The sequence below is a fragment of the Nonomuraea sp. NPDC005692 genome (assembly GCF_040631115.1).
Lineage (GTDB): Bacteria > Actinomycetota > Actinomycetes > Streptosporangiales > Streptosporangiaceae > Nonomuraea.
Window position 1 is genome coordinate 278,867 of the sequence record NZ_JBEXYU010000009.1, and the last position, 26,554, is coordinate 305,420.

Consider the following 26,554-nt stretch of genomic DNA (forward strand, 5'->3'; position numbering starts at 1 on the left):
CCCGAGGGTTCGACCTCGGGGCAGGGTGCGCGTCTGACGGCATCCAGGGCGGAGGAACCTGCGGGCAGCCGTCAGCACGAGGAGGATCTTGCGGCGACACGGGCTCAGGGCCACGTCCCGCCCTCGCCGTCAGCCCGTGCCCGGGACACGTTCCCCAAGAGCCGGCGCAGCCGCCATCTTTTCCCCACCCGTGCACATCCCGATCGCAGGTTCCTCACCCCCTCCCGTCACACCACACCGTCACCAAGGAGACCGATGTCGCCGTCCCACCCCACCAGAGCCGCCCTCACGCCCCCGCCGGCCACCCCCCGATGGCGCCGCGCCCTGGCCCCGGCCACCGCGGCCGCCGTCGCCCTCAGCGCCCTGGGCCTGGCCGCCGTCCCGGCCGCCGCCGAGGCCGTCGGGCGGGCCCGCCCGCCCGACGCCGTACAGACGGCTCTGGAAGACCTGGTCGGCACCGGCGGCTTCCCGGGCACTCTGGCCTCGACGCGGGGCCGCGGCGGGCGCGTGCGCGACTACACCGCAGGCGTGGCGGACCTGGCCACCCGGGCGAAGGTCCCCCGCAACGGGAAGGTACGCATCGGCAGCACCACCAAGACCTTCCTCGCCACGCTCGTCCTGCAACTGGCCGGAGAGGGCAAGATCGACCTCGACGCCCCGGTCGAGACCTATCTGCCCGGCCTGATCCGCGCCAACGGCAACGACGGCCGCCGCTTCACCGTCCGCCAGGCGCTCCAGCACACCGCCGGCCTGCCGGACTACGAACACGATCTGCTCGGCTCCTGGCAATCGTGGACCCAGGCCCGCCACCGCTACTTCGAACCCCGCGACGTGCTCGACGTGGGCCTGACCCGCCAGCCCGCCTTCGCCCCCGGCACCGGCTGGGCCTACAGCAACACCGGATACATCGCGCTCGGCCTGCTGGTGCAGAAGATCACCGGCCGGCCCCTCGGCGAGGAGATCACCAACCGGATCATCACTCCACTCCGGCTGCGCGACACCTACTGGCCAGGCGTCGGCGAGCAGAACATCCGCGGCCCCCATCCCAAGGGCTACCGGGCCAAGACCAACGAGCCGGGCGCCGAACTGGCCGAGGTCACACAGCTGGACCCGTCCTGGGCATGGGCGGCCGGACAGATGATCAGCACCCCCCGCGACGTCAACCGCTTCCTGGGTGCACTGCTCGACGGCCGGCTCCTCAAGCCCGACCTGCTGCAGCAGATGAAGCAGACCGTCGCCGCGCCCGGATTCCCGAAAGGCTGGAGCTACGGGCTCGGCCTGATGAAGATCGAACTGAGCTGCGGCGGCCACGCCTGGGCCCATGGCGGCGACATCTCCGGCTACGAGGTTCGCAACGGCGCCACCGAGGACGGACGCGCGGCCACCGTCGCCGTCACCGCGATGCCCTACACCAAACCCGCCGCCGACCAGGTCAACGCCGCCCTGGACACCGCCCTGTGCGCCGAGCGATAGCAGGCGCCGCAACGCTCGAAGCCCTCTGGTGGCAAGGGCGGGAACTGGCCGGGCCACAAGTTCGACCGGCAGTGATCTGAGCCGTCGAATCCGGGATACCAGCGAGCGAAGCCGTCGGCGAGGTCGTCGGCGAGGGCGAGCTTGCCAAGCTCATCGGCGAGGGCGTCGTCTTCGTCCTGACCCCAGTCCGGTTCGCGATCGACCAGCACGCGCGCCGTGACCGTGCCATCCAGGCGACCTCGGTGTCGCTCAGCCGCACCACACCTGCACGATCACCTCCCGCGTGTCGGCCTCAGCATCACTCCCCAGGCCAGCCGCGGAGCCGGTTGCCGAACCGGTCGGCGCCGGCATGCCGTCATCGTCGGCCCGCTCGACACGCGCAACCACGCCGATGTCGGACCAACGCATGCCGAACAGGGACTTCCCGTCGAACACGGCAGCCAGGGCATGTCGTCGGGACCTGTGCAGTGAGCGTTCACCTCGACCACGTGCACGCGAACCAACCGCGGTTCGGGGAAGAAGTCGCTCCCGGGCCGCCCCACAAGACATCAACGTGGGGGCGGCCCGCCGCACTGCACGCGCTGGAGTGCGTCCTGTGCGACAAGCCGATCGAGGTGACATCCGCGGCCGAGGTCAACCTCGGGCCGGCGATCTCGCAGACGGGCGGCGGGCCAGACGCTCCTGGACTGCTACTCCCGGCATGGACCCATCCGGCCTGCGGCCGGTCGACCTGACGCGCGGCGCCATCGATGAGATCACGGGGTGGCAGGTGCGGATGGAGCGCGGCCGCGTCGACGTCGTCCCCCCGATGTGGTTCGCCGGGCACGATGAGGCCCGCCGCAATTTCGTCCGCTGGTTCGGGGAGTACGACGGGCCCATCGCGCTGGAGACCCGCGAGTTGGTCGTCGCGGCGGGCGTGGACGTCGCGTTCGCGCACATGCTCCACCTGGACAGAGGGAAACGCCGGAACGGCCTCCAGACGTCGATCTGGGTGAGATCGTCCCTCGGGTTCCGGCGGGTGGGGGGACGGTGGTTGATCACCCATGAGCACGTCTCGGTGCCGATCGACCCGCGGACCCTGCAGGCGTGGCTCCCGCCGGAAGGCTGAGGTGGTGCGGGGACGATGGGAGCTGCGGACACTCAAGTGAGAACCCGCGTCTCCGGGAACCGGCGGACAGCCGTTGGCGCGGAGAACGATCAGGAAGCGCTCGGGTCTCCCATGTCTCGTTCATCGAGGTGTCACTGGAGGGCCCTGGCACTGCCAGCAGCCTGTCGGGGCACACCGGCGAGGCCGTCGGCAACCTCAGCCACCACCTGCGGGCCCTGGCCGCCGCAGGGCTGATCGAGGAGGCCCCTGAGCTGGCCCGCGATCGGCGCGAGCGGTGGTGGCGCCGTACCACCCCCACGCTGCGCTGGTCCTCGGCCGACTTCACCGGCGACGCCGCCGGGGAGACGATCGCCCGCGCCCTGGAGTCACTCAACCTGGAGCGGCAGACCGGGCACGTGCGGCGCTGGGCCGACCAGCCTCAGGAGGAGCAGGAGCGCTGGCCGCTCGGCCCGTTCTCCACGGAAGGGTGGCTGCGGGTGACCGACGAGGAGCTGGCCGACTTCGCCGCGGAGCTGCAGACCGTCATCGACAGGTGGGCCGGGCGTGAGCTGCCCGACGACGGCCGCGAGCGCGGTACGGTCTTCACCTTCGCCAGAGCCGTGCCAGGGCGTCCGTGACCCGTACTCCGGGGAGCCGGTTCGGCCTGCTCCAGCACAGGGACTTCCGGCTGTTGTGGATCGGCGAGAGCGCCAGCAGCCTGGGCAGCGCCGTCACCACCGTGGCACTGCCCCTGGTCGCGGTCACCGTCCTGGGAGCCTCGGCGTTCGAGGTCAGCCTGCTGTCGGCGGCCGCCTGGCTGCCGTGGCTGCTCATCGGGCTGCCCGCAGGCGCCTGGATCGACCGCCTGCCGCGCCGCCGGGTGATGCTCGCCGCGGACTGGGTGTCGCTGACCGCCTTCGTGAGCGTGCCGCTGGCGGCGGTGGCCGGCCGGCTGACGGTCGGCCAGCTCCTGGCCGTCGCGCTGGTCGCCGGGGTCGCCAAGGTCTTCTTCGCCACCGCCTACCGCGCCTACCTGCCCTCCCTTGTCGCGGGGCACGACCTGCTGGAGGCCAACGCCAAGCTGCAGGGCAGTGAGCAGGTGGCCAACCTGATGGGTCCCGGCCTGGCCGGGCTGTTCGCCCAGCTCCTCTCGGCGCTCGGCGGGCTGGTCGTCGACGCCGTGACCTTCGCCGTGTCGGCGCTCTGCCTGTCACGCATCAGGCATGCCGAGCCCGTCCCCGAGCGGTCGCGGCGCCGGCTGCTGCCGGAGATCCGTGAGGGGGCGCGCACGGTCGCGCACGACCCCCTGCTACGCGGCAACACCCTGTACGGCTGCGTCGCCAACCTGGCGCTGACCGGCTACCAGTCGCTCCTGGTCGTCTTCCTGGTCGGCGAGATCGGCGTGAGCCCTGGCGTGACGGGGGTGCTGATCGCGGCCACCAGCCTGGGTGGGGTCGTCGGCGCGGCGGTGGCGCGGCGGATGGCGACGCGTTTCGGCAGCGCGCGGGCGACACTGCTGGGCAAGGCCGGGCTCGCCCCGGTCGGGCTGCTGATCCCGCTGGCCGACCAGGGGGTGGGGCTGGTGGTGTTCGTCATGGCCGGGGTCGTGATCGTCGCGGGCATCGTGGCGGGCAACGTCGTCTTCTCCGGGTTCGTGCAGGCGTACGTGCCCGATGCGTTGATGGGCCGGGTCTCGACGAGTGTGCAGGTGGTGAACTTCGGCGCCATCCCGTTGGGAGCGGTGCTGGCTGGGGCGCTGGCGGAAGCGTTCGGGGTGCGGGCGGCGCTGTGGGCGATGCTGGCGGTGTTCGCGCTCAGCGGGCTGATCCTGCTCGCCAGCCCGCTGAGGCGCCTGCGCGACCTGCCCACCGGCCGGTTGCCCGGCCCCGAGACCACCGAACCGGGCGTACGCGTCTCAAGTTCGTCCAGTCCGTGCTGAGGCACGCGCGACAGGCGACCACGGCGGATGTCTACACGCATGTTCTCGCCGAGGTCCAGAACGGCGCGGCCGACAAGATGGACGGCGTCCGCACATGTTCCGGATCTTGCTTGCCTGGACGACCGCCTTCAGCGCGCACCCGACCCTGATGGAACCGCCCATACGTCCTCGTCCTTGACGGGCATCCCCTGGGCGCGGAGATGTTCGGGATCCGGCGCGGGCATCCCCGTCAATCCTCGTCATCAGAGTCGTCGGCGTCAGGGTCGCGCAAGGCGAGAAACGGCGGGGTATTCAGGCTGGCGCTGTGGATCTTTTCAGGACTTCGCCAATCCGGCTGGGGTGCACAGCGGGCGATTACGGTATGAATAGTGATCTATGGAAGGACTTTCTCATGGTATCCGTTAAGCAGATTCAAGTCGCCTTCGATTGCGCTTCACCTGAGCGTGTCGGTCGCTTCTGGTGCGAGGTGTTGGGGTACGTCGCGCCGGCACCGCCTGAGGGGTTCGCCAGTTGGGACGACTTCAATTGCTCGCTGCCGCCCGAGCAGCGGGACTCAGGGTTCGCATGCAGCGACCCCTCGGGTGTCGGTCCGCGGCTGTACTTCCAGCGCGTCCCCGAAGGCAAGGTCGTCAAGAATCGGCTGCACCTTGATGTGCGGGTCGGCACCGGACTCGTCGGTGCAGAGCGCCTGGCAACTCTGGAGGCCGAATGCGCACGATTGATCCCTCTCGGCGCGAAACGCGTGCGGCTCCTGCCCGCCGATGAAGAAAACGAGTCGTGCCTCGTGATGCAGGACATCGAGGGCAACGAGTTCTGCCTGAGCTGACGAACGTCTACCTCGTAGAACGCGACACAGACCTGACTCGCTGATCGGCTCCCACAGGAAGGCTGTCCTTCAGCTCTCCCTTCGCACCGCGCCGCTGTTGATCAGACGTTCCTCGGTGAGCCAGGGTGAGGAACGAACCCTGGATCGTCGATCGCCCCCAATCATGTGCGGCGTCCAGCCATGCAGTGGCGATCGTAGGGCTGTATCTGTGCGACGGCACGGCAACCCCGGTCGGCGCGTTCGGGAAGTGCGGCGGGGCCGGCGTGCGGTGCCCGGCCCGGTGTCCCGCCGCCGTCCGGGATCGGCCCCCAGGCCGCACGCCCGGACGGAGGGCGGACGGAGGGCCGGGGGTACGGCGGCGCGCCGCGCCGCCGCTTGATACCTGAGAGAACAACTTGGCAAGCCCACATGAAGGCCCTCGTTTGCACTCAGTCGAGTAGGTCAGGACGGCGCGCTCTGGACACCGACACCGTCCAGGTCCTGCGCGCCCACCGGCAGCAGCAACTGCAGGAACGGCTGGCCTTGGGCGAGGCATGGGTCGACACCGGGTTCGTGTTCACCCAGCCTGACGGCAACCGCCTGCACCCCCAGCACGTCTCCGACCAGTTCCTGTGGCTGGCCTGCCTGGCCGGCCTGCCGCCCATCAGGCTCCACGACCTCCGCCATGGCGCCGCCTCGCTGATGCTGGCCGCCGGAGTGGAGATGAAGGTGGTGCAGGAAACGCTGGGCCACACCTCCAGCGCGTTCACCGCTGACACCTACACCTCTGTCTACCCGCAGGTGGCCACGGCCGCCGCCGAGAAGACCGCTGCCTTGCTGTTCGGCAAGGAAGAGCAGGGCGAGAGCGGGAGAGTGGTCTCGTTGAGGAGCTGACAGTCGGATAAAGCATCCGGCTCCGCATGCGCCGCCTGCTCGCGGCGAGGCGGGGCCGCTGCTTTCGCGCCACAGGACCGGGAACGCCGGATGATCATGGTGTGTGCAGGGTTGGTGCAACCGAGCACGCACGGAGCACGCAATCGCTAGACGAAAGTTCTAGAACGCGTCCGATCCCGCATCACCGCAGGTCAGGCCATGCTTCCTGGGAGCCCGGCCACCACTGATCCCCAGCAGCGACTCGAACAGCCCAGAACGAGGGTCTGGCGAGGGCTGACGGGCGGCGAGTTGCACCGCGCGCCGGGCAGGGTGGGCCGCTGACTCCTCGCATGGGGCGCCTTGGCTCTACGCTTCTTCGCAACGGCGCCGATCCTACGGTGCCTCATGGGCCAGGAAGGGCTCGTTCGCGCGGCTGAGGCCGGACCTCGGGTCATACTCTGAATCCTGTGCGGGAGGAGTTGCGGGCGTTCGTCGAGTGGTGGCGGAAGCCGGAAGCTCACCCGGACGGGGAAACTGATGCTGTCGGACGCGCGGGCGCTGGTGGCGCTGCTGGAGACCGGTGACGAGATCACCCCGAAGATCGGCGACCGGGTGTTCCGGACGAAGATCAGCGCCGGACTGCCCGGACTGGACCTCGTGGAATGGGCCAGGGGAGCCCGGGCGACCGGGTCCACCTCCTGCACGCCGTACAGAACCTGCACCAGCACCAGCCCGGCCAGGGCCGGCACCATCGATGCGATGGAGCCTCGTGCACATGATCGAAAAAACCGGCCGACAGGCCGGCCATGCCGACGTCCTCCGCGAGCAGATCAATGGTCCACCGGCCGCTGACAACCCGCCACCGGTGCGCAGCGCACACCCTGATGCACCGATTCGCCGAACAGCGCGGCTGTGTGGTGACCGTACGGCGAGATTCACCTACTATCTGCGAACATCTCCCACCAATGGCGCCACGGCACTCTCTCCGGTCAGGAAAACTGGCACCATGGCCTCCCCGTCTGACGAGCATCAGCCTTTCGCTCACCTGGGCGCTCCCAATGCTGCCCTCTACCGGGAGATCCTGCGCGTCTTCGCCCGGGCGAAGGAACGTTTCATCGTGCATCTGCGACCGGAGGACGTGGCGGCGGAGCTGCGGCGGGACAACGACGATGCGCTCGCGCAAGCCCTGGAGAAGCTGCGGGAGTGGGGCAACCTGCGGGCCGACGCGGACACCGGCAGGGTCACCTCTGTGGAGGATTTCCACCGCAAGCGGTTCCTGTTCCAGCTCACCCCTGCGGGGCAGGCGGCCGAGCAGGCGATCGACTTCTACGAGGAGGCGATCGGGAGGCGTGGGGTGCTGCAGTCGGTGGCCCTGGGCGACATCGCCGAACAGCTGCAGGCGCTGACCCTTCTGGCTCAGGAGCAGGATCCTGACCCGGCCAGGGTTCATCTGCTCCTGCTCTCCCTCGCCGAGCGCTTCTCGTCGCTGGCGGACAACGCCCAGGCGTTCATGGCCTCGCTGCGCCGGGCGATCGATTTCTCCGATGGCGACGTGGCGGGGTTCGTCGCCTACAAGGAACGGCTGATCGAGTACATCAACCGGTTCATCGCCGACCTTGCCAACTCCGGCGCGCGAATAGCGACCCTGCTGGCCCGGCTGGAGACGTGCGGGCACGAGGAACTGCTGAGACTGGCCGCGCGCAGGGAGGCCGCCGACGCGGTGCCCGACCGGGCGGAAGCCGGGGAGGCGTACGGGAGGGCCGAGGAGGCGGCGTACTCCTCGTGGCTGAACCGCTGGCGAGGACTTCGGGACTGGTTCGTCTCCACGGATGTGGGTCGGCCGTCACAGGCGCGGTTGCTGCGCCAGGCGGCGATCACGGCGATCAAGCAGCTCATCGACGCGGTCGGGCTGCTCAACGAGCGGAGATCCGGACGCTCCGACCGATCCGCGGACTTCCGTGCCCTGGCTCGCTGGTTCGCCGAGGCGCCCGACGAAGCGGCGATGCACCGCTTGTGGCGGGCGGCCTTCGGCTTGACCCCGGCCCGCCACCTGACGGTCACCACCGCCACCCTGGACGAGTGGCGGGAGGTCGGAGCCGGGACTTCCTGGCAGGACGCACCGCCGATCAGGATCTCTCCCCGGCTCCGGCGTACCGGCTCCTACGAGCGGCGCGGCAAGCCCAACAAGGTGGCCGACCGCAGCCAGGCGCGCAGGCTGCTGATGGAGCAGGCCGAGCGGGAGGCGGCCGAGACCGCCGCGGCCCGAGCTCGGCTCCGCACGGACGGGCCGGTGCTGCTCTCGGAGCTGAACGTGCTGGACCCGCGGGCGTTCCGGCTGTTCCTGGGGCTGCTGGGTGACGCGCTGGCGGCGCGGCGGCCCGGGGAGACGGAAGTGAAGACGGTGACGGGCGACGGCTCGATGGGGGTGCGGCTCACCCTTGTCGCCGATGGCGGCGAGGTCGAGATCCACACCGAGGACGGCGTTCTCACCGGACCTGAGCACGTGGTGGAGATCTCCGATCTCATGGTGGTCCGATGACGCCCGAGGAGGAACTGGCCCAGCGGCGCGCCGCACTGCGCGCACTGCTGGCCAAACCACTGCTGACGGCCGAGGACGACGCCGAGGCGCTGGTGCTGGTCCGCCGCCATCTGACCGAGCTGCGCGAGTGGCTCTCCCGGGAGACCGGCTGGCGCCTGACGGTGGATTCGGGCGCCGCGCGGCTGTTCAAGGGCGTCGCGGACACGTCCGACGCCACCCACCCCGCCAGGGGCAAAGCGGGAGAGCCGTACGGCCGGCGCCGCTACGTCCTGTTGTGCCTGGCGCTGGCCGTGCTGGAGCGGGCCGACGCGCAGACCACGCTCGGCCGCCTGGCCGAGGAGGTGCTGTCGGCGGCGGCGGAGCCCGAACTGGACTTTCACTTCACCCTTGACGGCCGGGCCGAGCGGGCCGATCTGGTGACCGTGGTGCGCACTCTGCTCGGCTGGGGCGTGCTGCGCAGAGTCTCGGGCGATGAGGAGGCATATCTGACCTCGACCGGTGACGTGCTGTACGACGTGCGCAGGCCGGTCCTGGCCGCGTTGCTCACCGGAACGCGGGGCCCATCGACGATCACCGCGGAGTCGTTCGAGGAACGACTGGCCGAGCTCACCGCCGAGCCTGTCCCCGACTCCGACGACCTGCGCAACCAGGCACTTCGCCGCAGGCTGACCCGCAGGCTGCTGGAGGACCCGGTGATCTACTTCGCCGACTTGGACGAGGCGGAGCGTGCCTACCTGACCTCCCAGCGGCATGCGATCACCCGCCGGATCGTGGAAGCCACCGGCTTGGTGGCAGAAGTACGCGCGGAGGGCATCGCGATGGTGGATCCCGCCGACGAACTGACCGACGTGCGCATGCCCGAACAGCGCACCGACGGCCACGTGACGCTGCTGGTGGCCGAGCACCTCGCCAGCCGCGGGGCATCAAGCATGGATGATCTGAGGGCTTTCGTCCGGCAGACCGCCCGTGACCATGTGTCGTTCTGGCGCAAGGGCGTGACCGAGCCGGGCGCCGAGGACGGACTGCTGGCCACGGCCCTGGGCAAGCTCACGGCGCTGCGGCTGGTCCACGTCACGGAGGACGCGGCCGTGGGGCTGCCCGCCATTGCCCGTTACGCGCTGGACGAACCCGTCATCAAAGGACAGTGATGCTGCCTTCTCCGACCTCCGAACGCTGGAAGCCGCTGCGCGCCGGGCTCGTCGACATGTTCTACTACGACGTGGAGGAGTTCCACTTCCACGACGGCCGTCTGCTGCTGCGCGGCAACAACGGCACGGGCAAGTCCAAGGTGCTGGCCCTGACTCTGCCGTTCTTGCTCGACGGCGAGCTCGCCCCGCACCGGGTCGAGCCTGACGGCGACCGGCAGAAGCGCATGGAGTGGAACCTGCTGCTGGGCGGCAGGCACCCGCACCCCGAGCGGCTGGGGTACGCGTGGATGGAGTTCGGCCGCCGCGCCGCCGACGGGAGCGAGGAGTTCCGTACGATCGGCTGTGGGCTCAAGGCGGTCAAGGACCGCGGCATCGTCCGGCACTGGTTCTTCGTCACTCCCCAGCGCATCGGCCGTGATCTCCACCTGCTCACCTCCACTGGAGTGGTGTTCACCAGGGAGAAGCTGCGGGAGGCGATCGAGGGCCACGGCATGGCCTACGACCGGGCCGCCGATTACCGCAGGGCGGTGGACGAAGCGCTGTTCGGGCTCGGCGAGCACCGCTACGAGGCGCTGGTGAACCTTCTCATTCAGCTGCGGCAGCCGCAGTTGTCCAAGAAGCCCGACGAGAAGCTCCTGTCGCGGGCCCTCACCGAGGCGCTGCCGCCGCTCAACCCCGCTCTGATCGCCACGGTCGCCGAGGCGTTCCGCGGCCTTGACGAGGAGCGGGACGCGCTGCGCGGGCTGGAGGAGGCGCGCGGGGCGGCGGCCGACTTCCTCGTCCATTACCGCCGGTACGCCGCGATCGCGGCCAAGCGCAAGGCCGCCGTCCCCCGCCTGGCGCAGAGCCGGTACGAGCACCTCGGCCGCGACCTCGGCGAAGCCGAGGCCCGCCACGCGGCCGCGGACGTGGAGCTGGCCGCGGCCCAGCAGGTGCTGGAGGAGCTGGCAGCCCAGCGGAACCTGCTGGAGGCACGCAAGGAGGCGCTGCGGCAGAGCCCCGAGATGCGTGACGCCGAGCGGCTCAAACACATGGGAGAGGAAGCCGGCCGGCTGGACTCCCACGCGCGCCGGTACGAGCAGGAGCGCGACCGCCTCACCGGCGAGACCCAGCGCCGAGGGCAGCGGGCGAGCACCGCCCTCGGCAAGGCCGAGGAGGCGGACCGGGAGCTGGACGAGGCCAGGGAGTCCGCGCTCGCGGCCGCCCGCGCGGCGGCGTTCGAGGCGGGGCACCTCGCCGTCATCGACTGGCACGCACTCGGCGAGCCGTCGGAGCAGGCCAGGGCCCGGCGGGAGGCCGAGACGCTGGCCGACCGCCAGGATCAGGCGATCAACGAGCTGGAGCGGCTCATCGACACCGTGCGGCAAGCTCGGTCCCGGCTCGCCACGGCCCGTACGGAGGTGGACCGGCTGACCGGCGAGCTGCAGTCCGCCGCCGAGCGCGTCGAAGCCGCCGAGCAGGCCACCGGCGCGGCCACGGCCGGGCTGGTCCACGAGTACGCCCTGTACCTGGCCGGCCTGACCGAGCTGCGGCTGGACGACCCTGACGAGATGCTCGCGACGCTGGAGGGGTGGGCCGTCTCCGTCGATGGTCCCAACCCAGCCGCGACAGCGGCCGACGACGCGGCCAGGAACGCCACCGACGCGCTCGGCCGCTTGGGCGCCGGACTGGAGGCGGAGCTGCGCGAGGCGAGGCGGGCCGCCGCGTCCTTGACGGAGGAGATGGCCCGGCTGGAGGCGGGCGGACACGACGCTCCGCCCACCTCGCACACGCGCGCCTCAGACGCCCGGCTCGGCCGTCCCGGCGGCCCGCTGTGGAAGGTGGTGGACTTCGCTGAGGCAGTGCCGGCCGCGCATCGGGCCGGGCTGGAGGCCGCCCTGGAGGCCGCGGGCATCCTGGACGCGTGGGTCACGCCCGACGGGCGGCTGCTTGCCGAGGACGACACCTTCATCGTGACCGGCGAGCCGCCGGCCGGGGCGTCGTGCTCCGCCGTCCTGCGTCCTGCCCTCGACCGCGCCGACCCGCAGGCCGCGGCCCTGTCCGACGCCGCCGTCGAGACGGTGCTCAAGAGCATCGCGCTCGGCCAGGGTGGTGGGACGTGGGTGACCGTCGACGGACGGTGGGCCAACGGCGTGCTGGCAGGCTCATGGCGCAAGAATGACGCCCACTACATCGGCGAGGGCGCGCGAGAAGCGGCGCGGCGTGCCCGGCTGGCGGCTCTCCGAGCGGAGCTGGACCAGGTCGCCCAGCGGATCCATCGCCTCGGCGCCGACCTCGACGCGCTCGCCGCCCGGCGCGAGAGGCTCGCGGCCGAGCACCGGGCGCTGCCCCCGGACGTGCCGCTGCGCGAGGCCCACGTCAAACTCGCCGCCGAGCACGAACGCCGGCGCGAACTCGCCGCCCAGCACACCGCCGCGACAGGGGTGGCGCTCCAGCGGCAGAGCGAGCTGGAGACCGCCGGCAACCGGGCCGCCGAGTTCGCCGGCGACGTCGGCCTGCCTGCCGAACCGCAGGCCTTGGCCGAGGTCACGAGCGGAGTCGCCGGGTACCGGCTGGCACTGGCCCGGTTCTGGCCCGCCGAACAGGCGTGGCGAGCCGCGCACGAGGCCGCCCACGAAGCCGCCGAGGACCTCGAACGAACCCGGAGCCGGCTCGACGACGCGGCCGATCTGGCGGTGGGGGCACGCGGCGAGGCGGACGCCGCGGCGGAGACCTATCGCGCACTGGTGGAAACCGCCGGCGCCGCGGTCGAGGAGCTGTTCCGCCGGCTCGACCAGGTGGAACGAGAACTGCGCGAACGCACCTCAGCCGAGGGCGAGACCCGCCGCAGAGAACAGGCGGCCCTGCAGGAACGAGGCAAGGCCGAGGGCGTGCGCGACGCCCTGCGCGGCCAGATCGACGAGGCGACCACGGCACGTGACACCGCCATACGGGAGTTCCAGGCGTTCGCCGCCACGGGACTGCTGCACGTCGCGCTCCCCGCTCTGGACGTGCCCGACCCGGACGGCCAGTGGGCGGCCACCCCCACGGTCCTCCTGGCCAGGACGGTCAACGCCGAGCTCGACACCGTGGACGACGGCCACGGCCCCTGGGACCGGGTGCAGAAGAAGGTGGCCGAGGAGCACAAACTGCTGTCGGACGCCATGGCCAGGCACGGGCACTCCGTCGGACTGACCCTGCGGGACGGGGTCATGATCGTGGACGTGCTGTTCCAGGGCCGCAGCAGGGACGTTCCCGGCCTCGCCGAAGCGCTGGCGGAAGAGACCGGGCACAGAGCCCGGCTCCTGTCGGCCAAGGAACGCGAGATCCTGGAGAACCACCTGCTCAACGAGGTCGCCGGAACGTTGCACGAGCTGATCGCCGCGTCCGAGTCCGAGGTCCGGGAGATGAACGCCGAGCTGGAGTCCCGCCCCACCTCTACCGGCATGCGCCTGCGCCTGGTCTGGAAGATCGCCAGGAACGCTCCTGAAGGGCTGGAGCGGGTCCGCGACAAGCTCCGGCAGACGGTGGACGCCTGGTCCGTCGCCGACCGATCGGCCGTGGGCGCGTTCCTCCAGGACAGGATCGCCCGCGAGCATGCCGACAATGCTGCCGCCGGATGGATGGAAGCGCTGACCCGGGCCCTGGACTACCGCGTCTGGCACGAGTTCGCGATCCAGCGGCTGCAGGACGGGCAATGGCGGGCCGCCACCGGGCCGGCCTCCGGCGGTGAGAGAGTGCTCGCCGCGTCCGTACCGCTGTTCGCCGCCGCGTCGGCCCACTACAAATCGGCGGGCAACCCGTACGCTCCGCGGTTGGTCGCCCTGGACGAGGCGTTCGCGGGCGTGGACGACGACTCCCGCGCCAAATGCCTGGGCCTGCTGGCCACGTTCGACATGGACGTGGTGATGACGAGCGAGCGCGAATGGGGTTGCTACCCGCAGGTCCCGGGGCTTGCGATCTGCCAGCTGTCCCGTCGCGACGGCGTGGACGCGGTGCTGGTCACCCCGTGGCGTTGGGACGGGCGCGAGCGGCGGCGAGCGGAGCGCCCGGTCACCGCGATGCCGGCCTCTGACGTGGCCGTGGCACAGGACGGCCTGTTCGCATGAGTGTCCAGGATGAGCGGTTGGGGCGGCTGCTCGGCGGTGACGAGACCGCCTGGCTGGTCGATCGGGCACGCCGCCGCCTGGAACAGGGCAAGCCGCTGACCGGGACGGTCACGCTCTCGGCCGCGACTTCCGCGCAGCGCCGCGCGGCCGAGGTGCTGCTCGGCCGCCGTGCTGGAGCCGGTTCTTCCCTGTCGGTCTCCTTGGACGAGGTGGACCGCATCCTGCGAGCGGGGGGCGTCACCGCGGACGGGCTGCGCGAAGCCGTCGTACGCCTGCGCGGCCCGATCCGAGACCAGGCCGGCGAGAAGGCCGCGCAGGCGGCGGCCTGGGAACGGGCCTTCGCCAGGCTCGACGCTCTCATCGCCGGCCGGCCCGAGCTGTCCGGGTGGCGATCATGGTTGGAGTCCACCGGACTGGTCAGAAGGCTCGCCGTCACAGCCCAAGAAGCACGTATTCTGCTCGACCGGTTGAGCGCCGTGCTGGAGCGCCTGCCGTCACCGGGCACGCCCCTCGGCCGGCTCGCCGCCGAGACCTGCGCAGACGCACACGCTCTGGACGAAGGACGCCCGCTGGCCACCCTCGCCCTGTCCGCAGCCCGTGCCCTGTCCGGTCTGCCGCACGCGGGCGAAGGCGGCGCGGACGCCCGCCGCTCGGCCTGGGCCGCGGTCGGCGTGCACCTCGATGACCTGTCCTCCCTCGTCCTCTCCCTGGGGCTGCCAGGTGACGACCACTCCCCCACCGGACGCATGCTCAGCGCCGCCAGGGCTGCGGGCGAGCCGTGCGTGCTGACCCTGCGTCAACTCCGCCGTCACGAAGCACCGCTGCGCGCGGACCTGGTCAGGATCTGCGAGAACCCGGTCGTGGTCGCCGCGGCGGCCGACGAGCTGGGAGCCTCCTGCCCACCCCTGGTATGCGGCGGCGGCCGGCCGTCGGCGGCCGTCTGGCGGCTGCTGGACCTTCTCGCGGCCGGCGGCGCGGCGTTCGCCTACCACGGGGACTTCGACTGGGGCGGAATCGCCATCGCCGCCGCCGTCCACGAGAGGGTCGGGTTCCTGCCGTGGCGCTTCGATACCGCCTCCTATCAAGCCGTGCCCTCGTCGGCGCCACTGTCAGGGCAGGTGCGCCCGACTCCCTGGGATCCGGACCTGGGCCTGGCGATGGAGCGACGAGGCCTACGGGTCGAGGAGGAGCTCGTACTCGCCGAGTTGATCGCCGACCTGGTCCCGAAGGGAGGTGCCAGGCACTGACGCCCAGACTTTCTTGTGATCAACGACCTGACGGTCAGGTAGTCTCAGCCGCCCGGCACGTGTCCTCCGACCTACGGGACGGGGGCAAGCGTCGGACGCCCGTGGACCAGTAACCGAACAAGCCCGGCGAAAGCACGGGCTCGAAGAAGAAACAGCGCTGTCATGGACGCCATCAAGCACGCCGCGGCCCTCAAGGAGCGGCTGGTCAACTTCGCCCTCTCGCCCCAGTTCACCCGCGAACTCGACGCAGCCTTCGAGCGGACCCGTCCCGACGACCTCGCCGACAGCGAGGTGACCTCCAGCATGATCGTCGATCACTTCGCCCTGCAGCACCGGCTGGCCTCCGGTGACACGGTCATCGACCGCTTCCTGCGCGCCCACCCCGGCCTGAGCCCGCAGGAGCGGGCGATGCTCCTCGGCTGGAGGGACGTGGTCGAAGGCATCTTCGAGGTCCAGGGAAAAGAACAGGACGCCGTGGTCCTGTTCAACCTCGTGGACGAGCTCACCTATCGCGCCCGGTCCAACATGGGCAAGTCCGCGTTCCGCCCCATCGAGAGGGGCATGTTCCTCATCTGCCGCCTGGTGCCGCTCAGGGAGGGCTGGCTGGTCAGCGCGCACATCAGCCTCTTCCCCGCCGAGGCCCGTGACCAGCTCCTCACCCAGGCCGCGGACATCGGCCTGCGCAACCCCAAGCTGGTCTTCCGCAACCCGGACAAGCTCGCCACCGCCCGCCGGATGCTCGCCGCACAGCGAGAGGTCTTCCTCGACCTGTACGACGCCGAATACATCGTGGTTACGGGCAGGATTGATCAACGAGTACCACAGAGCAGCCTGATCGTCCCTCAAACGCCCAGCTCAGCAGCAGTGTCCGCGTCCTGGTGCCGCACCGGTAGATCGCTCCAGCAGAGCAGACGTGCGGCAGGCCCGGCGGACGGTCTCCACCTGCGCGGCGCTCGCGTCTCGGCACGATGAATCAGACGCGCGAGCCGATCGCCGACATATGCACCGGCCACGGCTCGGCTGTCCACGCAAACTCCAGCAGCTTGTGGACGGCACGCTGGATCTTTCCCGGCCCACGGCTCATCAGCACAGCACAAGGGTGAGGCGTTTCGGCGCGCATCAACATTTACCGCCCTCGGCCCACTTGCCTAACGTGCCTTAACGCTGACCGGGGCCGCTGACCTGGGTGGTCGCTTGAGATCCCAAGACAAGGATGGCCGTGAGACCGAACCTGCCTCGGAACCTGACCGGGTCACGGCCTGCTGGGGCTTGGACCAGAGCCCGGCCGGAAACGGCGGTCCGGGCCGTCAACCAGACGCCCCGGACCGGGCATCAGGCTCTGACAGCGCGCCCGGGCAGGGCGGTCGGCAACAGATGCTCGTCGCGGACCACGAACCGGCCGCCGACAAGGACGTGAACGAACCCGGAGGAATGCCTGACCGTCTCGGTGTAGGTGGCACGGTCGCTGACGGTCTCGGGGGCGAAAACGGTCAGGTCGGCGTCGCAGCCCGCCTGGACACGGCCCTTGCGCCGCATCGCCGGAACACCCGAGCCCACCACGTCGGCGGGGACGAGCGTGCACCGGCGCACAGCCTCGGGCAGCGACAGGACCCCGTTCTCCCGGACGAGCCTGCGTAGCGTCCGGCCGTAGGTGCCGGCCGTACGAGGATGGGTGACGGCGTCGGACCCGAGCGGCCAGGAGAGCGGGTCGGGCGCCCCCGAGCGCCACAGGAGGGGGACGGCATCGGTGGCGACAGCGGCGTCGGTGAAGGTGAGGGCCCGCTGGATGTAGTCGAACTGGGCGGGGTCATCCTCGTCGAGCAGGTGGACGAAAGCCGCCGAGCCGGGTTCACTCTCGCGGATTCGACGCAGGGTGTCGGCGTCGGGGATACGGCCCTCGGCACCGAGCAGGCCGATGGAGTGCGGGGTCAGCCCGCGCCGGTGAAGGAGCTCCGGGGCGAGGAAGGCCGCGCCGACGCCGGTCATGCCCGCGCCGTAGGGGTAGGCCTCGGTAGTGACGCGCGAGCCTTCGGCGCGAACCTTCTCCACCAGGCCGAGCACGCGGTCGACATGGCGGATGGAGGTGCTGTTGACGTGGCAGTAGTGCATGTGCGCGCCGGTCTCGGCGGCGGCGCGGACGACCTCCTCGGCGCCGTCGACGGGAGTGGTGGGATCCATCTCGACAAGTTCGCGGGCGTGGGTGTAGGTGGGCAGCCCGACGCGGGCGGCGAGGGCGGCCACGGCGAGGTACTCGGCGGGATCGACGCGGGGCGCGTAGCCGACGAGGATGCCGATGCCGAGCGCGCCATCGCCGAGGTCGCGCTCCAGCATGCCGACGATGCGGTCGATGACCTGTCGCGGAGCGGCGCGCTGCCATTCCTCGCGGCCGATGTTGGCCAGGAAGTCGCCACTCAGGTCGCCGCTGGTGTCGAGGCCGAGGAGGACGGACATACGGGCCACGGCCCAGGAGGTGGCGAAGCCGTAGTTGAGCGGCCTGCCCTCGATCTCGGCCCTGCGGTAGGCGGCGGCGACCGGGTAGGCGCCGGCTTCGAGTTCCAGGACGGTGGTGACGCCGTCGAGTGCCTGCAGGCGGTGGCCGGCGACGTCCGTGCTGTGGCTGTGCAGGTCGATGAAGCCTGGGCTGACGACCAGGCCGGTCGCGTCGACGGTGGTGACGCCGTCGAGCGGCTGGTCGGAGACGGCCTGGATGACCCCGCCGTTGACGCCGACGTCGCGTACGGCGTCCAGACCGGTCTCGGGGTCGATGACCCGGCCGCGGGTGAGGACCAGATCGTATGTCGTCACGCGAGCTCCTTCGTTCCTAGGCTGAACTGTTCAGGCCGCTGGGGCACGATCAACGCGATCAGCGCGCCAAGGACGGTGGTGGCGATGAGCAGGCCGAAAGCGGCGTTGTAGGAGAACTTGTCGACCAGGAAGCCCATGAGGACGGGGGCGAGGACGCCGGCGATCTGGCCGCCGACGTTGACGACGCCCATGCCGGATCCGATGATGGCGGGCGGCAGGGCGCGCACGGGCATGCCGAGAATGCCCATCGTGGAAAGGCCCGCCACGCCCATGGCGAGGGTCTGGTAGACGGTGAACCCGACAGCGGAGTCGGCCATCAGCATGAGCGCCAGGAGCACGGCGGTGACCAGGAGCAGGGGAATGACGTAGAGCCGGGCCCTGTCGTGGAAGAAGCGGTCGAACAGCCAGCCGCCGAGGAAGGCGGTCGCGCACGCGACCAGGCCGGGGATGGCGGACATGACACCGGTGTTGATGAGGGAGATGCCGCGCTCCTCCAGCAGGTAGCTGGGCACCCAAGTGATCAAGCCGTAGCCGAGCATGTTGGTGGTGCAGAAGAGGGCGGCGAACTTCCAGACCGATGGCGAGCGCATGACGGCGCCGAGGCTGGTCCCCTCGTCCTGAACGACGTCGGAGCCGTTGAGGTGGGCGGGCAACGCCTTGGGCAGCAGCTTCCAGAGCAGAACGCCGATGGCGACGCCGGCGGCGGCGGTGACCCAGAAGGTGTGGCGCCAGCCGAGGGCGAGGATGAGCGGCGCGACGAGGAGCGGGGCGACGCCGGCACCAAGCTGGTTGGAGGCGAGCATGGCGCCGGCGGCGGTGGCGCGGATGGCGGGGGTGGTGCGTTCCGCGATGGCCTTGAAGGACGCGCCGGGAAAGAGGCCCTGGCCGACGCCGAAGAGAGCACGGATGACGAGGAGGGAGGCCAGGCCCCAGGCAATACCGGTGAGGGCGGTGAAGACCGACCAGAGCAGCAGAGAGACCATGAGTTGGCGGCGGGCGCCGAACTTGTCGGCGAGGATGCCACCCGGCACCTGGCACAGCAGATAGACCAGGGAGAAGGCGGTGATCAGCCAGCCTTGCTCGGTCTTGGTGAGCGCGAACTCCTCGCCGATGAACGGCAACGCGACGGCCATCATCACCCGATCGACATAGTCGATCACCCAGACGCCCATGAGCAGACCGACAGTGACGGTAGCCGTTTTACGTACTTGCGCGGGCGCCAAGGTGTGGGTGCCTTCGGCGAGTCCCATTCACAGGCCTCCGGAGCTAGATCAACGTTCCAGCAACCCTCCATCACCTCACCCGGGAGTGCTTCGTACAGGAACATGAAGTCGGAGCCGTCGGCGGTGCGATTGCACCAAGATCTATCCACCGGTGGTGAACGCCCTCGATGGCGCTCCACCCGGGTCCAGGCGATGAGCCCCCAGAACGTCCCAGGAGCCTAGTGCCGGCTCGGCGCTCACGTCCGCGCCTTCGGCGCGTTCTGTTCATCGTGATCGCGCAGCATGCGCAAGACGGTGGCGGGTGAGGGGCGCGGCCCTTATCGGAGAAGATTCCCATCCGCGCCACGAGGCGGCCCGAACTCGAGCGGGGCCATCGCCATCCTGGCCCGTACCGTCTGGGGGTCTGGGCGCGTGCTCGATGAGGACAAGCCCGGAAAGCGGCTGGGGAGTGCAGTCCTAATGGCCGATCATCTGCACGCGCTCGGGGTCAGCCGGATCGGTCATGGTGCTCGAAGCACAGTGAAGGGCCCACAGCGCGGCTCCCGGCGTCCGACCAACCCCCGGCCTCGACCGGACCATAGAGAAACGACGTCGGCGGGCAACCCCACCGATTTTCGGCCCGGAACGGTCCTCCCGTCAGGGGGTTCAGGGACTAACCCGTCTGTTCGTCGCCCTCGGTTGCCACCCGGGCGGTGACCAGCCCAGACTCGTAGGCCACGATGACCGCCTGGGCGCGGTCGCGGACGGAGAGCTTGTCGAAGATGCTGGTGATGTAGTTCTTGACGGTGGACAGGCTGAGGTCGAGGACGCGGGCGATCTCGGTGTTGTCCAGGCCGGTGGCCATCAGGCGCCATACCTCGACCTCGCGGGGCGTGAGTTCGCCGAGGCCCGTGGGGTTCGGCCGGGTGCCGTAGGGCGCCCGCACGTACGTGGAGATCAGCCGGGTGAGCAGGCGCGGCGCGACGGCGGCGTCGCCGGCGTGGACGGTGCGGATCGCCGCGCTCAGTTCCTCCGGGGAGCTGTCTTTGGGCAGGAACCCGTAGGCTCCGGCTCGCAGGGCGCCCACGAGGTACTCGTCCATGTCGAAGGTGCTGAGCGCCAGGACCCGGCTGCCGGGCACGGTGGCGGCGAGTTCCCTGGTCGCGGCGACGCCGTCGAGGACGGGCATCCGGATGTCCATCACCACGACGTCGGGGCGCAGTTGGCGGGCGAGGGTGACGGCCTGCGCGCCGTTCTCGGCCTCTCCCACCACCTCGAAGGACGGGTCGGGAGAGAGAATCAGCGACAGTCCACGACGTACCAGCGGCTGGTCGTCCACGATCAGCACTCTGATCCTCGGCGGCGTCGGCCCGGTCCCGGTCATCGGCGCGCCCCCTCGTGCTGGACGGCCGCCTCGGCGGCCTCGTCCGTGGTCAGCGGCAGGTCGGCCACCACAGCGAACCCACCGTCGGCCTGCGGGCCGACGGTGAGGGTGCCGTCGTGAAGGGCGACGCGCTCGCGCATGCCGATCAGGCCGTAACCGCCCGAGCCCACCGACGAGGGCCCCTCCCGCGGCAGTGTGCCCCCGCCGTCGTCTCGCACCTCGATGGTGACCCGGTTCTGACGGTACGTCAGCCGCACGGACGCGCGCGCCCGCCCCGCGTGCCTGCGGGCGTTGGTGAGAGCCTCCTGGGCGATCCTGAACACCGTGAGGCCGACGGTCGGCGGCAACGGCCGCCGCTGCCCGTGGACGCCGAAGTCCGTCGGCAGTCCGGCCAGGCGGGATTCCTCGACCAGGCGGCCGAGGTCGTCGGCGCCGGGCTGGGGCTGGGCTGGCGTGGTCTCCGGCTCGTCGCCGTCCCGCAGCACGTCGAGGAGCTGGCGCATCTCGCGCAGCGCGAGCCGTCCGGAGGACTCCAGGGTGACCAGGGCCTCACTGACCACCTCCGGTTCCGCGACGTTGGCGCGGGCGCCGCCGACCATCAGCTGCATGGTGGTGATGTGGTGGGCCACGATGTCGTGCAACTCCCGTGCGATACGGCGCCGCTCGTCGGCCACCGCGCGGTCGGCGAGGAGTCTGCGGTTGGCCGCCACCTCTGCCTGCCAGCGGTTGACCGCCATGGCGGTGCCGACGACGATCAGGGTGGTGAGGGGCGGGACGACGGCGTCCTGCCAGGGCGGGACGTGGCCGATGTTCTGGCTCAGCAGGGTCAGCGATACGGTCGCGGCGGCGGCGATCGCCGTGACCAGGCCGGGGCGGGCCCTGGCTACCGTGTACAGGGCGACCACCAGGACGGCGCCGAAATGCCTGGGCAGCGGCACGATCAGGGTGGCCGCGGTATCGAGCACCAGGACGACGGCGAGCGCCGCCACCGGATGGCGGCGCCGGGCGAGCAATGGCAGGGCCGCCAGCGCGACGAAGAGAAACCCCGCCACGCTCACGGCGTGCCGGCCGTCGGGGGCGTTGAAGAATGCGTAGCTGAGCAGGTTCATCACGCACGCCCCGCCGGCGACGAGCGCGTCGCTGTGGGCCCACGGCAGCTCCCGGGCGTTGCTCAACAATGCTGTTCCCCCGTATCCGGCCTTACGGCCCCCCGGAACAGGGTTACACAGCGGCGGCGATGGCCTCTCCGGGACCAGGACCACGGTCCTGGTCCCGGAGAGGCGGAAGGACCCAGGGCCTCGGTGCTAATCATCCACTACCAGGAGGTTTACCGCTTCTGCGACTGATGGTCTGGATATCGGCCGGGAGCTCCCGGCAGACGCCGTCCGCCGGAGGAGATCGTGATCCGTGCCCTGACCGGGTACTCCACCAGACACCCATGGAAGGTCATCGCCCTCTGGGCGGTACTGGGTGTCGTACTGAGCGCCTTGACCCCGATGCTGTTCGACCGTGTCACCCAGAACCAGGCCGGCGATTTCCTGCCCCGGAGCTACGACTCGGCCGCCGCGCTGCGCATCGCCGAGGAGCGGTTCGGGGTGAACCCCGACGCCACCACGGTGACGGTGCTGGTCGCCCGGTCCGACGGCAAGGCCCTCAGCGCCGCCGACCGCCAGCGCGTCGAGGCCGAGGCCGCGAAGCTGGCCAAGCGCCGGGTGATCATGCCCAGGGAGGACGACGGCCCCCAGCGGTTCCTGATCCCGGACCGCTCCCAGACGCCCCGGATCGCCCCGGCGATGACGGCGCCCGACCGGAGCTTCCAACTGCTCTCCGTCGAGCTGATCGGCAACCGCGGGGACAAGGGCGTCCAGGGCGTCTACCGGACCTTCCGGGACTCAGCCAGGACTCAGTTCTCCGAGGCGGGGATGCGTACCGGCTTCACCGGAGCGCTCGCCGAAGCCGTTGACATCGTCGACTCCCGCAAGACCGTCACGACGGTCGGGAGCGGGCTCATCGTGGGCCTCATCGTCCTGATCAACGTGCTGGTGTTCCGTAGCGTGCTGGCGGCCCTGCTGCCGCTGCTGGCGGTCGCCATGATCGGCTTCGTGGCGGCGGGAGCCGTAGCGGGCGCCGCGATGCTCACCGGGCTCAAGCTCGACGCGGGCACCCCGGGCCTCATCAACGTGGTCCTGCTCGGCATCGGCATCGACTACCTGTTGTTCCTGCTGTTCCGCTACCGCGAGCAGTTGCGTACCAGGCCCGAGCAGTCCGCCCGTGAGGTGGCCGCGCAGGTCTCCGGCCGGGTCGGCACCGCGATCACCTCGGCGGCGTTGACCATCGTGGCCGCGTTCGCCACCCTCGGTCTCGCGACCTTCGGGCAGTTCCGCTCGATGGGCCCCGCGATCGCCGTCGCGGTCGTGGTGATGATGATCGGCAGCCTCACGCTCCTGCCGGCGCTGCTCGCCGCTGCCGGGCGCAAGATGTTCTGGCCCTTCCGTACGGCTCTGCGCCCCGAGACCGGTGAGGGCTGGGCCGCCCGCCTGGGTGCGCTGGTCACGCGCCGGCCGCTGATGATGCTGACCGCCTCCATCGGCCTGCTCGCCGCACTGGCCGCCGGGCTGATCGGCATCCGCATGGACTATGGCCAGGGCGGCTCCGGTGCCCAGACCCCCGCGGCGGCCACCGCGGCCGAGATCTCCCGTACGCTGCCGGCCGGCGTGTCCGACCCGACGAGCGTCTTCATCACCGCCAAGGACGGCGGCACCCTCACTGCCGACCGGCTCGACGGCCTCTCCCGAGCGCTCACCCGGGTCAAGGGCGTAGGCCAGATCGCACCGACCGTCCTGAACAAGGACCACCGTGCCGCCCGCATCGACCTCTACCCGACCGCGGACCCGCGGAGCCGGCAGGCCCGCGACCTGGCCGTCGGACCGATTCGGGCCACGGTCGCCCAGCACTCGCCTGCCGGGATCACGGCCCACGTGGGCGGGACGCCCGCCATCGTCGCCGACATCTCGACCGCGGTCGACCACGACCTGAAGATCGTGTTCCCGGTCGCGGCCGCGCTGATCGCGCTGATCCTCCTGCTGCTCCTGCGCAGCCTGCTCGCTCCGGTGATCCTGCTGCCCTCCGTCGGGCTCGGCTTCGCCGCGACTCTCGGCGCAGCCGGGCTGCTGTTCCAGCACGTCATCGGCGAGCCTGGCGTCGGCTTCACGCTTCCGCTCGTGCTGTTCCTGTTCGTCGTGGCACTGGGGACCGACTACAACATCCTGATCGCCGACCGCATCCGGGAGGAGATGCGGCGATCGGGTACGGCTCGCGCCGCCGTGGCCCGCGCCGTACGGCACACCGCGCCTGCCATCGCCACGGCCGGCCTGGTGCTGGCCGCCTCCTTCGCCGGCCTCGTCACGTCCCCGGGCAACGAGCAGATCGCCTTCGCGATGACGCTGGGCATCCTGCTCTCCGCGCTCGTCGTGTCACTGGTCCTGGTGCCCGCCCTGGCCGCGCTGCTCGGCCGGGCCATCTGGTGGCCGCTGAGCCCACGACCCGCCGCAGGCGGCCATCGCACCGGACCTTTCGGGTCCCACCCGACTGCTTTCGAGTCCCACCCGACTGCTTCGGCGGTCGCATCTGCCGGGAGGCAAGAATGATGAAGAGGAATCCGATCAACCACCGCATCCACGCGATCGGGGCGTCGGCGGTCACGGCCGCGACGGTCGTCACACTCGCGGCGGGTCCGGCCCACGCCACGTCCGGCTACGACCGGGCGGCCCTGCAGCGGGATCTGGCCGCGATCCGCGACGCCGGCACGCTGGGGGTGCAGGCACGGGTGGTCTCTCCCGCCGGTGACCTGTCCGCGGCAGCCGGTACGGCGGTGCGTGGCCGTACCGTGCCGATCCCGCTCGACGGGCACTTCCGGATGGGCAGCAACACGAAGACCTTCGTGGCCACCGTGATCTTGCAGCTGGAGGCGGAGGGCCGCCTGTCCCTCGGCGACAGCGTCGAACGGTGGCTGCCCGGACTGGTGCGCGGCAACGGCAACGACGGGCGCGCCATCACCGTCAGGCACCTGCTCCAGCACACCAGCGGCCTGCACGACTCCGTAGGCGACATCGAGATGAAGATGCGCACTGAGCAGGGATACCGCGCCTACCGGTTCCTCCGCATGTCCCCGCGCAAACTGGTCGCTCTCAGCGTGGGTCGGCGCCCGCTCTTCTCCCCCGGCACCCGCTGGAGCTACTCCAACATCAACTACCTCCTGGCCGGGATGATCGTCGAGAAGGCCACTGGTAACTCCTGGCGCGATGAGGTGACCCACCGGATCGTCACGCCGCTGCGGCTACGCGAGACGACGCTGCCCGGTGACGCCTCGCGGCTGCCCAAGCCGCACCCGCAGAGCTACACCGAGGACGCCGAGACCGGCCGGCCCTTCCGCGCCACGGTGCTCAGCCTCGGCTGGGCCGGCCCGGCGGGCGAGGCCGTCACCACCACCGGCGACCTGGGCAGGTTCTGGCGAGCGTTGCTGGGCGGCCGGCTCCTGACACCACGTCAGCTCAAGAAGATGACCACCACGGTCCCCGTCGGCGCGCCCGGCAGGGAATTCGGCCTGGGCATGGCCAAGCAGCGGCTGAGCTGCGGGATCACGGCATGGTCGCATCCCGGTGGCACACCCGGGTTCATCACCGACGACGCCGTCACCGAGGATGGCCGCACCAGCGTGATCGTCTCCCGCACCACCTACCCCGGTACCCCAGCCCAAGGCCAGGCCACGGCCCGCCTGATCGACAACGCGCTCTGCGCCAACCGCTGATCACTCCGGTGCGGCGGCCACGGGCGGCCGCCGCACCCGATGGGGCTCTCCGCCCGGGTCCGTGCGACGAGCCCCAAGGTGGAGCCTTGCCGTAGGTTACAGTGGGTGACGGCTGAGATGCCCGACCGCGAGTTTCGGTCCAGGCGTTGGGGGATGAGTCCGGCGCTCGCCACCGCGATAACGACCGCAGGGACGTTGCCGCAGGTCGCGTCGCTCGCAAACGGGCTATATGTCAACAACGTCGCACGATCTCGATGACTCGGCGCTACCTTGCGGCTGGTGGCACCTCCCCGAGCAGAGGGGCCATCGCCTCCGCCAACGCGTGGGCTGCACACGTAACGGTCCCCACCTGTTGTGAGGGCCGTTCGCTACCCCCCAGCCGCGGCCATCTCTGCCGAGAGTGATTTCAGCGTCTACCTGCGGCTGAGGAGATCTTCGGGAGCGGAGGGCTGGAGTTTTCGGCAGCCGCAGAACCGATCATCTCGGCGGCCGACATGGGAGGGGGTGGCCGTGCGTCACCATGCTGCGGTCACGGTCGACCGCCATGGAGACCGTCACTGGCGAATGCCCTTGCCCGAAGCGCCGCGACCTGGACAGGTCGACCGCTTCCTGCTCCTCCAAAGTGTGCCGGTAGAAGTCGCCGTAGTCGTCGTCGCCGAACGTGGCGGCCGGCGACGTGCGCAGGCCCGGCCAGTTCGTCGCGGTGGTCGCCCGTCTGCGTAGCCGCCAGTGTTCGGGCACCTATCCTTGCTCACATGGGTGACGTACTGAAGGGGCGAGGTTGCGCGTGGGAGTTCGAGGACGATGGGCTGCGCATTACGCCTGAGCCGGGTAAGGCGTCGAAACTGAGCATGGAGCTCGGAGAGCGGTTCGTGCCGTACGACGCGCTGGCCGATGTCATGCTGGAGCCTGGTGCACGCGGCAGGGTGGCGTTGCGGGCGGTTCCCCGAGAGGGAGCCGATCCGGTCATGTCCGCGGCAACGGGGCAGCTCCAGGAGTCGCTCGATCCGTACCGGCTGGTGCTGCCCGCCGCCACAAAGACGCTGGCCGACCAGTATGCCAACGAGGTGCGCGCGGCCCTGTCCCAGCGCGGTCCGGCTGAGCGGTTCCTGATCGCCGGTCCTTCGGTGCCGCGTAGTTTCAAGGCATGGGACGGT

Annotated in this window: 20 protein-coding genes and 1 pseudogene; 15 read left to right on the forward strand and 6 right to left on the reverse strand. The window is 70.6% G+C overall.

All coding sequences use genetic code 11. The annotated features are described in order from the left end of the window. Nucleotides 1-255: 255 nt before the first annotated feature. Complete coding sequence (locus ABZ459_RS21630; RefSeq protein WP_357972752.1) at nt 256-1,473, forward strand: serine hydrolase domain-containing protein; 1,218 nt, start codon at nt 256-258, stop codon at nt 1,471-1,473. A 249-nt stretch (nt 1,474-1,722) separates the two neighbouring features. Here ABZ459_RS21630 and ABZ459_RS21635 read toward each other — a convergent pair whose 3' ends face one another. Next, complete coding sequence (locus ABZ459_RS21635; RefSeq protein ID WP_357972755.1) at nt 1,723-1,908, reverse strand: hypothetical protein; 186 nt, start codon at nt 1,906-1,908, stop codon at nt 1,723-1,725. 265 nt (nt 1,909-2,173) lie between these two features. Between ABZ459_RS21635 and ABZ459_RS21640 the strand changes: the two genes are divergently transcribed. The 11 genes and pseudogenes from ABZ459_RS21640 (at nt 2,174) to ABZ459_RS21690 (ending at nt 16,171) form a co-directional block, all read left to right on the forward strand. Beyond that, nucleotides 2,174-2,581 (forward strand): nuclear transport factor 2 family protein, encoded by a 408-nt coding sequence (locus ABZ459_RS21640; protein ID WP_357972758.1) that lies wholly within the window; start codon nt 2,174-2,176, stop codon nt 2,579-2,581. Between the two features lie 128 nt (nt 2,582-2,709). Then, the gene (locus ABZ459_RS21645) at nt 2,710-3,198 is read left to right on the forward strand and encodes a winged helix-turn-helix domain-containing protein (RefSeq protein ID WP_357972761.1); all 489 of its coding nucleotides are present in this window, start codon (nt 2,710-2,712) and stop codon (nt 3,196-3,198) included. Next, on the forward strand, nt 3,195-4,499 hold the full coding sequence (locus ABZ459_RS21650) for an MFS transporter (RefSeq protein WP_357972764.1): 1,305 nt from the start codon (nt 3,195-3,197) through the stop codon (nt 4,497-4,499). Before ABZ459_RS21645 ends, ABZ459_RS21650 begins: the two co-directional genes overlap by 4 nt. Nucleotides 4,500-4,890: 391 nt before the next feature. Beyond that, nucleotides 4,891-5,325, forward strand: coding sequence for a VOC family protein (locus ABZ459_RS21655; protein WP_357972767.1), 435 nt, complete (start codon nt 4,891-4,893; stop codon nt 5,323-5,325). Nucleotides 5,326-5,733: 408 nt separating this feature from the next. Next, nucleotides 5,734-6,198, forward strand: coding sequence for a site-specific integrase (locus ABZ459_RS21660; protein WP_357972770.1), 465 nt, complete (start codon nt 5,734-5,736; stop codon nt 6,196-6,198). Nucleotides 6,199-6,892: 694 nt separating this feature from the next. Next, nucleotides 6,893-7,015 (forward strand): annotated as a pseudogene (locus ABZ459_RS21665) (DUF664 domain-containing protein); the annotation flags it as partial. Between the two features lie 168 nt (nt 7,016-7,183). Continuing rightward, nucleotides 7,184-8,716 carry a TIGR02677 family protein gene (locus ABZ459_RS21670; protein ID WP_357972818.1) on the forward strand — a complete coding sequence of 511 codons (1,533 nt, stop codon included), beginning with the start codon at nt 7,184-7,186 and terminating at the stop codon, nt 8,714-8,716. Further along, a complete protein-coding gene (locus ABZ459_RS21675) occupies nt 8,713-9,864 on the forward strand; it encodes a TIGR02678 family protein (RefSeq protein WP_357972773.1) in 1,152 nt (383 codons plus the stop codon). Before ABZ459_RS21670 ends, ABZ459_RS21675 begins: the two co-directional genes overlap by 4 nt. Next, nucleotides 9,864-13,952: a TIGR02680 family protein gene (locus ABZ459_RS21680; RefSeq protein WP_357972776.1), complete on the forward strand. Its 4,089-nt coding sequence runs from the start codon at nt 9,864-9,866 to the stop codon at nt 13,950-13,952. Before ABZ459_RS21675 ends, ABZ459_RS21680 begins: the two co-directional genes overlap by 1 nt. After that, a complete protein-coding gene (locus ABZ459_RS21685) occupies nt 13,949-15,199 on the forward strand; it encodes a TIGR02679 family protein (protein ID WP_357972779.1) in 1,251 nt (416 codons plus the stop codon). The genes ABZ459_RS21680 and ABZ459_RS21685 overlap by 4 nt, the downstream gene beginning before the upstream one ends. A 162-nt stretch (nt 15,200-15,361) precedes the next feature. After that, nucleotides 15,362-16,171 carry a hypothetical protein gene (locus ABZ459_RS21690; protein ID WP_357972782.1) on the forward strand — a complete coding sequence of 270 codons (810 nt, stop codon included), beginning with the start codon at nt 15,362-15,364 and terminating at the stop codon, nt 16,169-16,171. 360 nt (nt 16,172-16,531) lie between these two features. Here the strand turns inward: ABZ459_RS21690 and ABZ459_RS21695 are convergent, their stop codons facing one another. The 4 genes from ABZ459_RS21695 to ABZ459_RS21710 all read right to left on the reverse strand — a co-directional run bounded on the left by ABZ459_RS21695 (nt 16,532) and on the right by ABZ459_RS21710 (nt 21,765). Further along, nucleotides 16,532-18,004: an amidohydrolase family protein gene (locus ABZ459_RS21695; RefSeq protein ID WP_357972785.1), complete on the reverse strand. Its 1,473-nt coding sequence runs from the start codon at nt 18,002-18,004 to the stop codon at nt 16,532-16,534. After that, a complete protein-coding gene (locus tag ABZ459_RS21700; RefSeq protein ID WP_357972788.1) occupies nt 18,001-19,254 on the reverse strand; it encodes an MFS transporter in 1,254 nt (417 codons plus the stop codon). The genes ABZ459_RS21695 and ABZ459_RS21700 overlap by 4 nt, the downstream gene beginning before the upstream one ends. Before the next feature lie 625 nt (nt 19,255-19,879). After that, on the reverse strand, nt 19,880-20,590 hold the full coding sequence (locus ABZ459_RS21705) for a response regulator transcription factor (RefSeq protein ID WP_357972791.1): 711 nt from the start codon (nt 20,588-20,590) through the stop codon (nt 19,880-19,882). After that, a complete protein-coding gene (locus tag ABZ459_RS21710) occupies nt 20,587-21,765 on the reverse strand; it encodes a histidine kinase (protein ID WP_357972794.1) in 1,179 nt (392 codons plus the stop codon). Before ABZ459_RS21710 ends, ABZ459_RS21705 begins: the two co-directional genes overlap by 4 nt. A gap of 225 nt (nt 21,766-21,990) precedes the next feature. On the opposite strand from ABZ459_RS21710, the gene ABZ459_RS21715 reads away from it, so the two are divergent. Together ABZ459_RS21715 and ABZ459_RS21720 are read left to right on the forward strand one after the other, a co-directional pair. Continuing rightward, on the forward strand, nt 21,991-24,237 hold the full coding sequence (locus ABZ459_RS21715; RefSeq protein WP_357972797.1) for an MMPL family transporter: 2,247 nt from the start codon (nt 21,991-21,993) through the stop codon (nt 24,235-24,237). Continuing rightward, nucleotides 24,234-25,397: a serine hydrolase domain-containing protein gene (locus ABZ459_RS21720; protein WP_357972800.1), complete on the forward strand. Its 1,164-nt coding sequence runs from the start codon at nt 24,234-24,236 to the stop codon at nt 25,395-25,397. The genes ABZ459_RS21715 and ABZ459_RS21720 overlap by 4 nt, the downstream gene beginning before the upstream one ends. A 477-nt stretch (nt 25,398-25,874) precedes the next feature. On the opposite strand, the gene ABZ459_RS21725 is transcribed toward ABZ459_RS21720, so the two are convergent. Beyond that, on the reverse strand, nt 25,875-26,138 hold the full coding sequence (locus ABZ459_RS21725) for a hypothetical protein (protein WP_357972803.1): 264 nt from the start codon (nt 26,136-26,138) through the stop codon (nt 25,875-25,877). Nucleotides 26,139-26,152: 14 nt separating this feature from the next. Between ABZ459_RS21725 and ABZ459_RS21730 the strand changes: the two genes are divergently transcribed. After that, nucleotides 26,153-26,554: DUF4429 domain-containing protein (locus ABZ459_RS21730; RefSeq protein WP_357972806.1), on the forward strand; the 402-nt coding region annotated here is incomplete at its 3' end.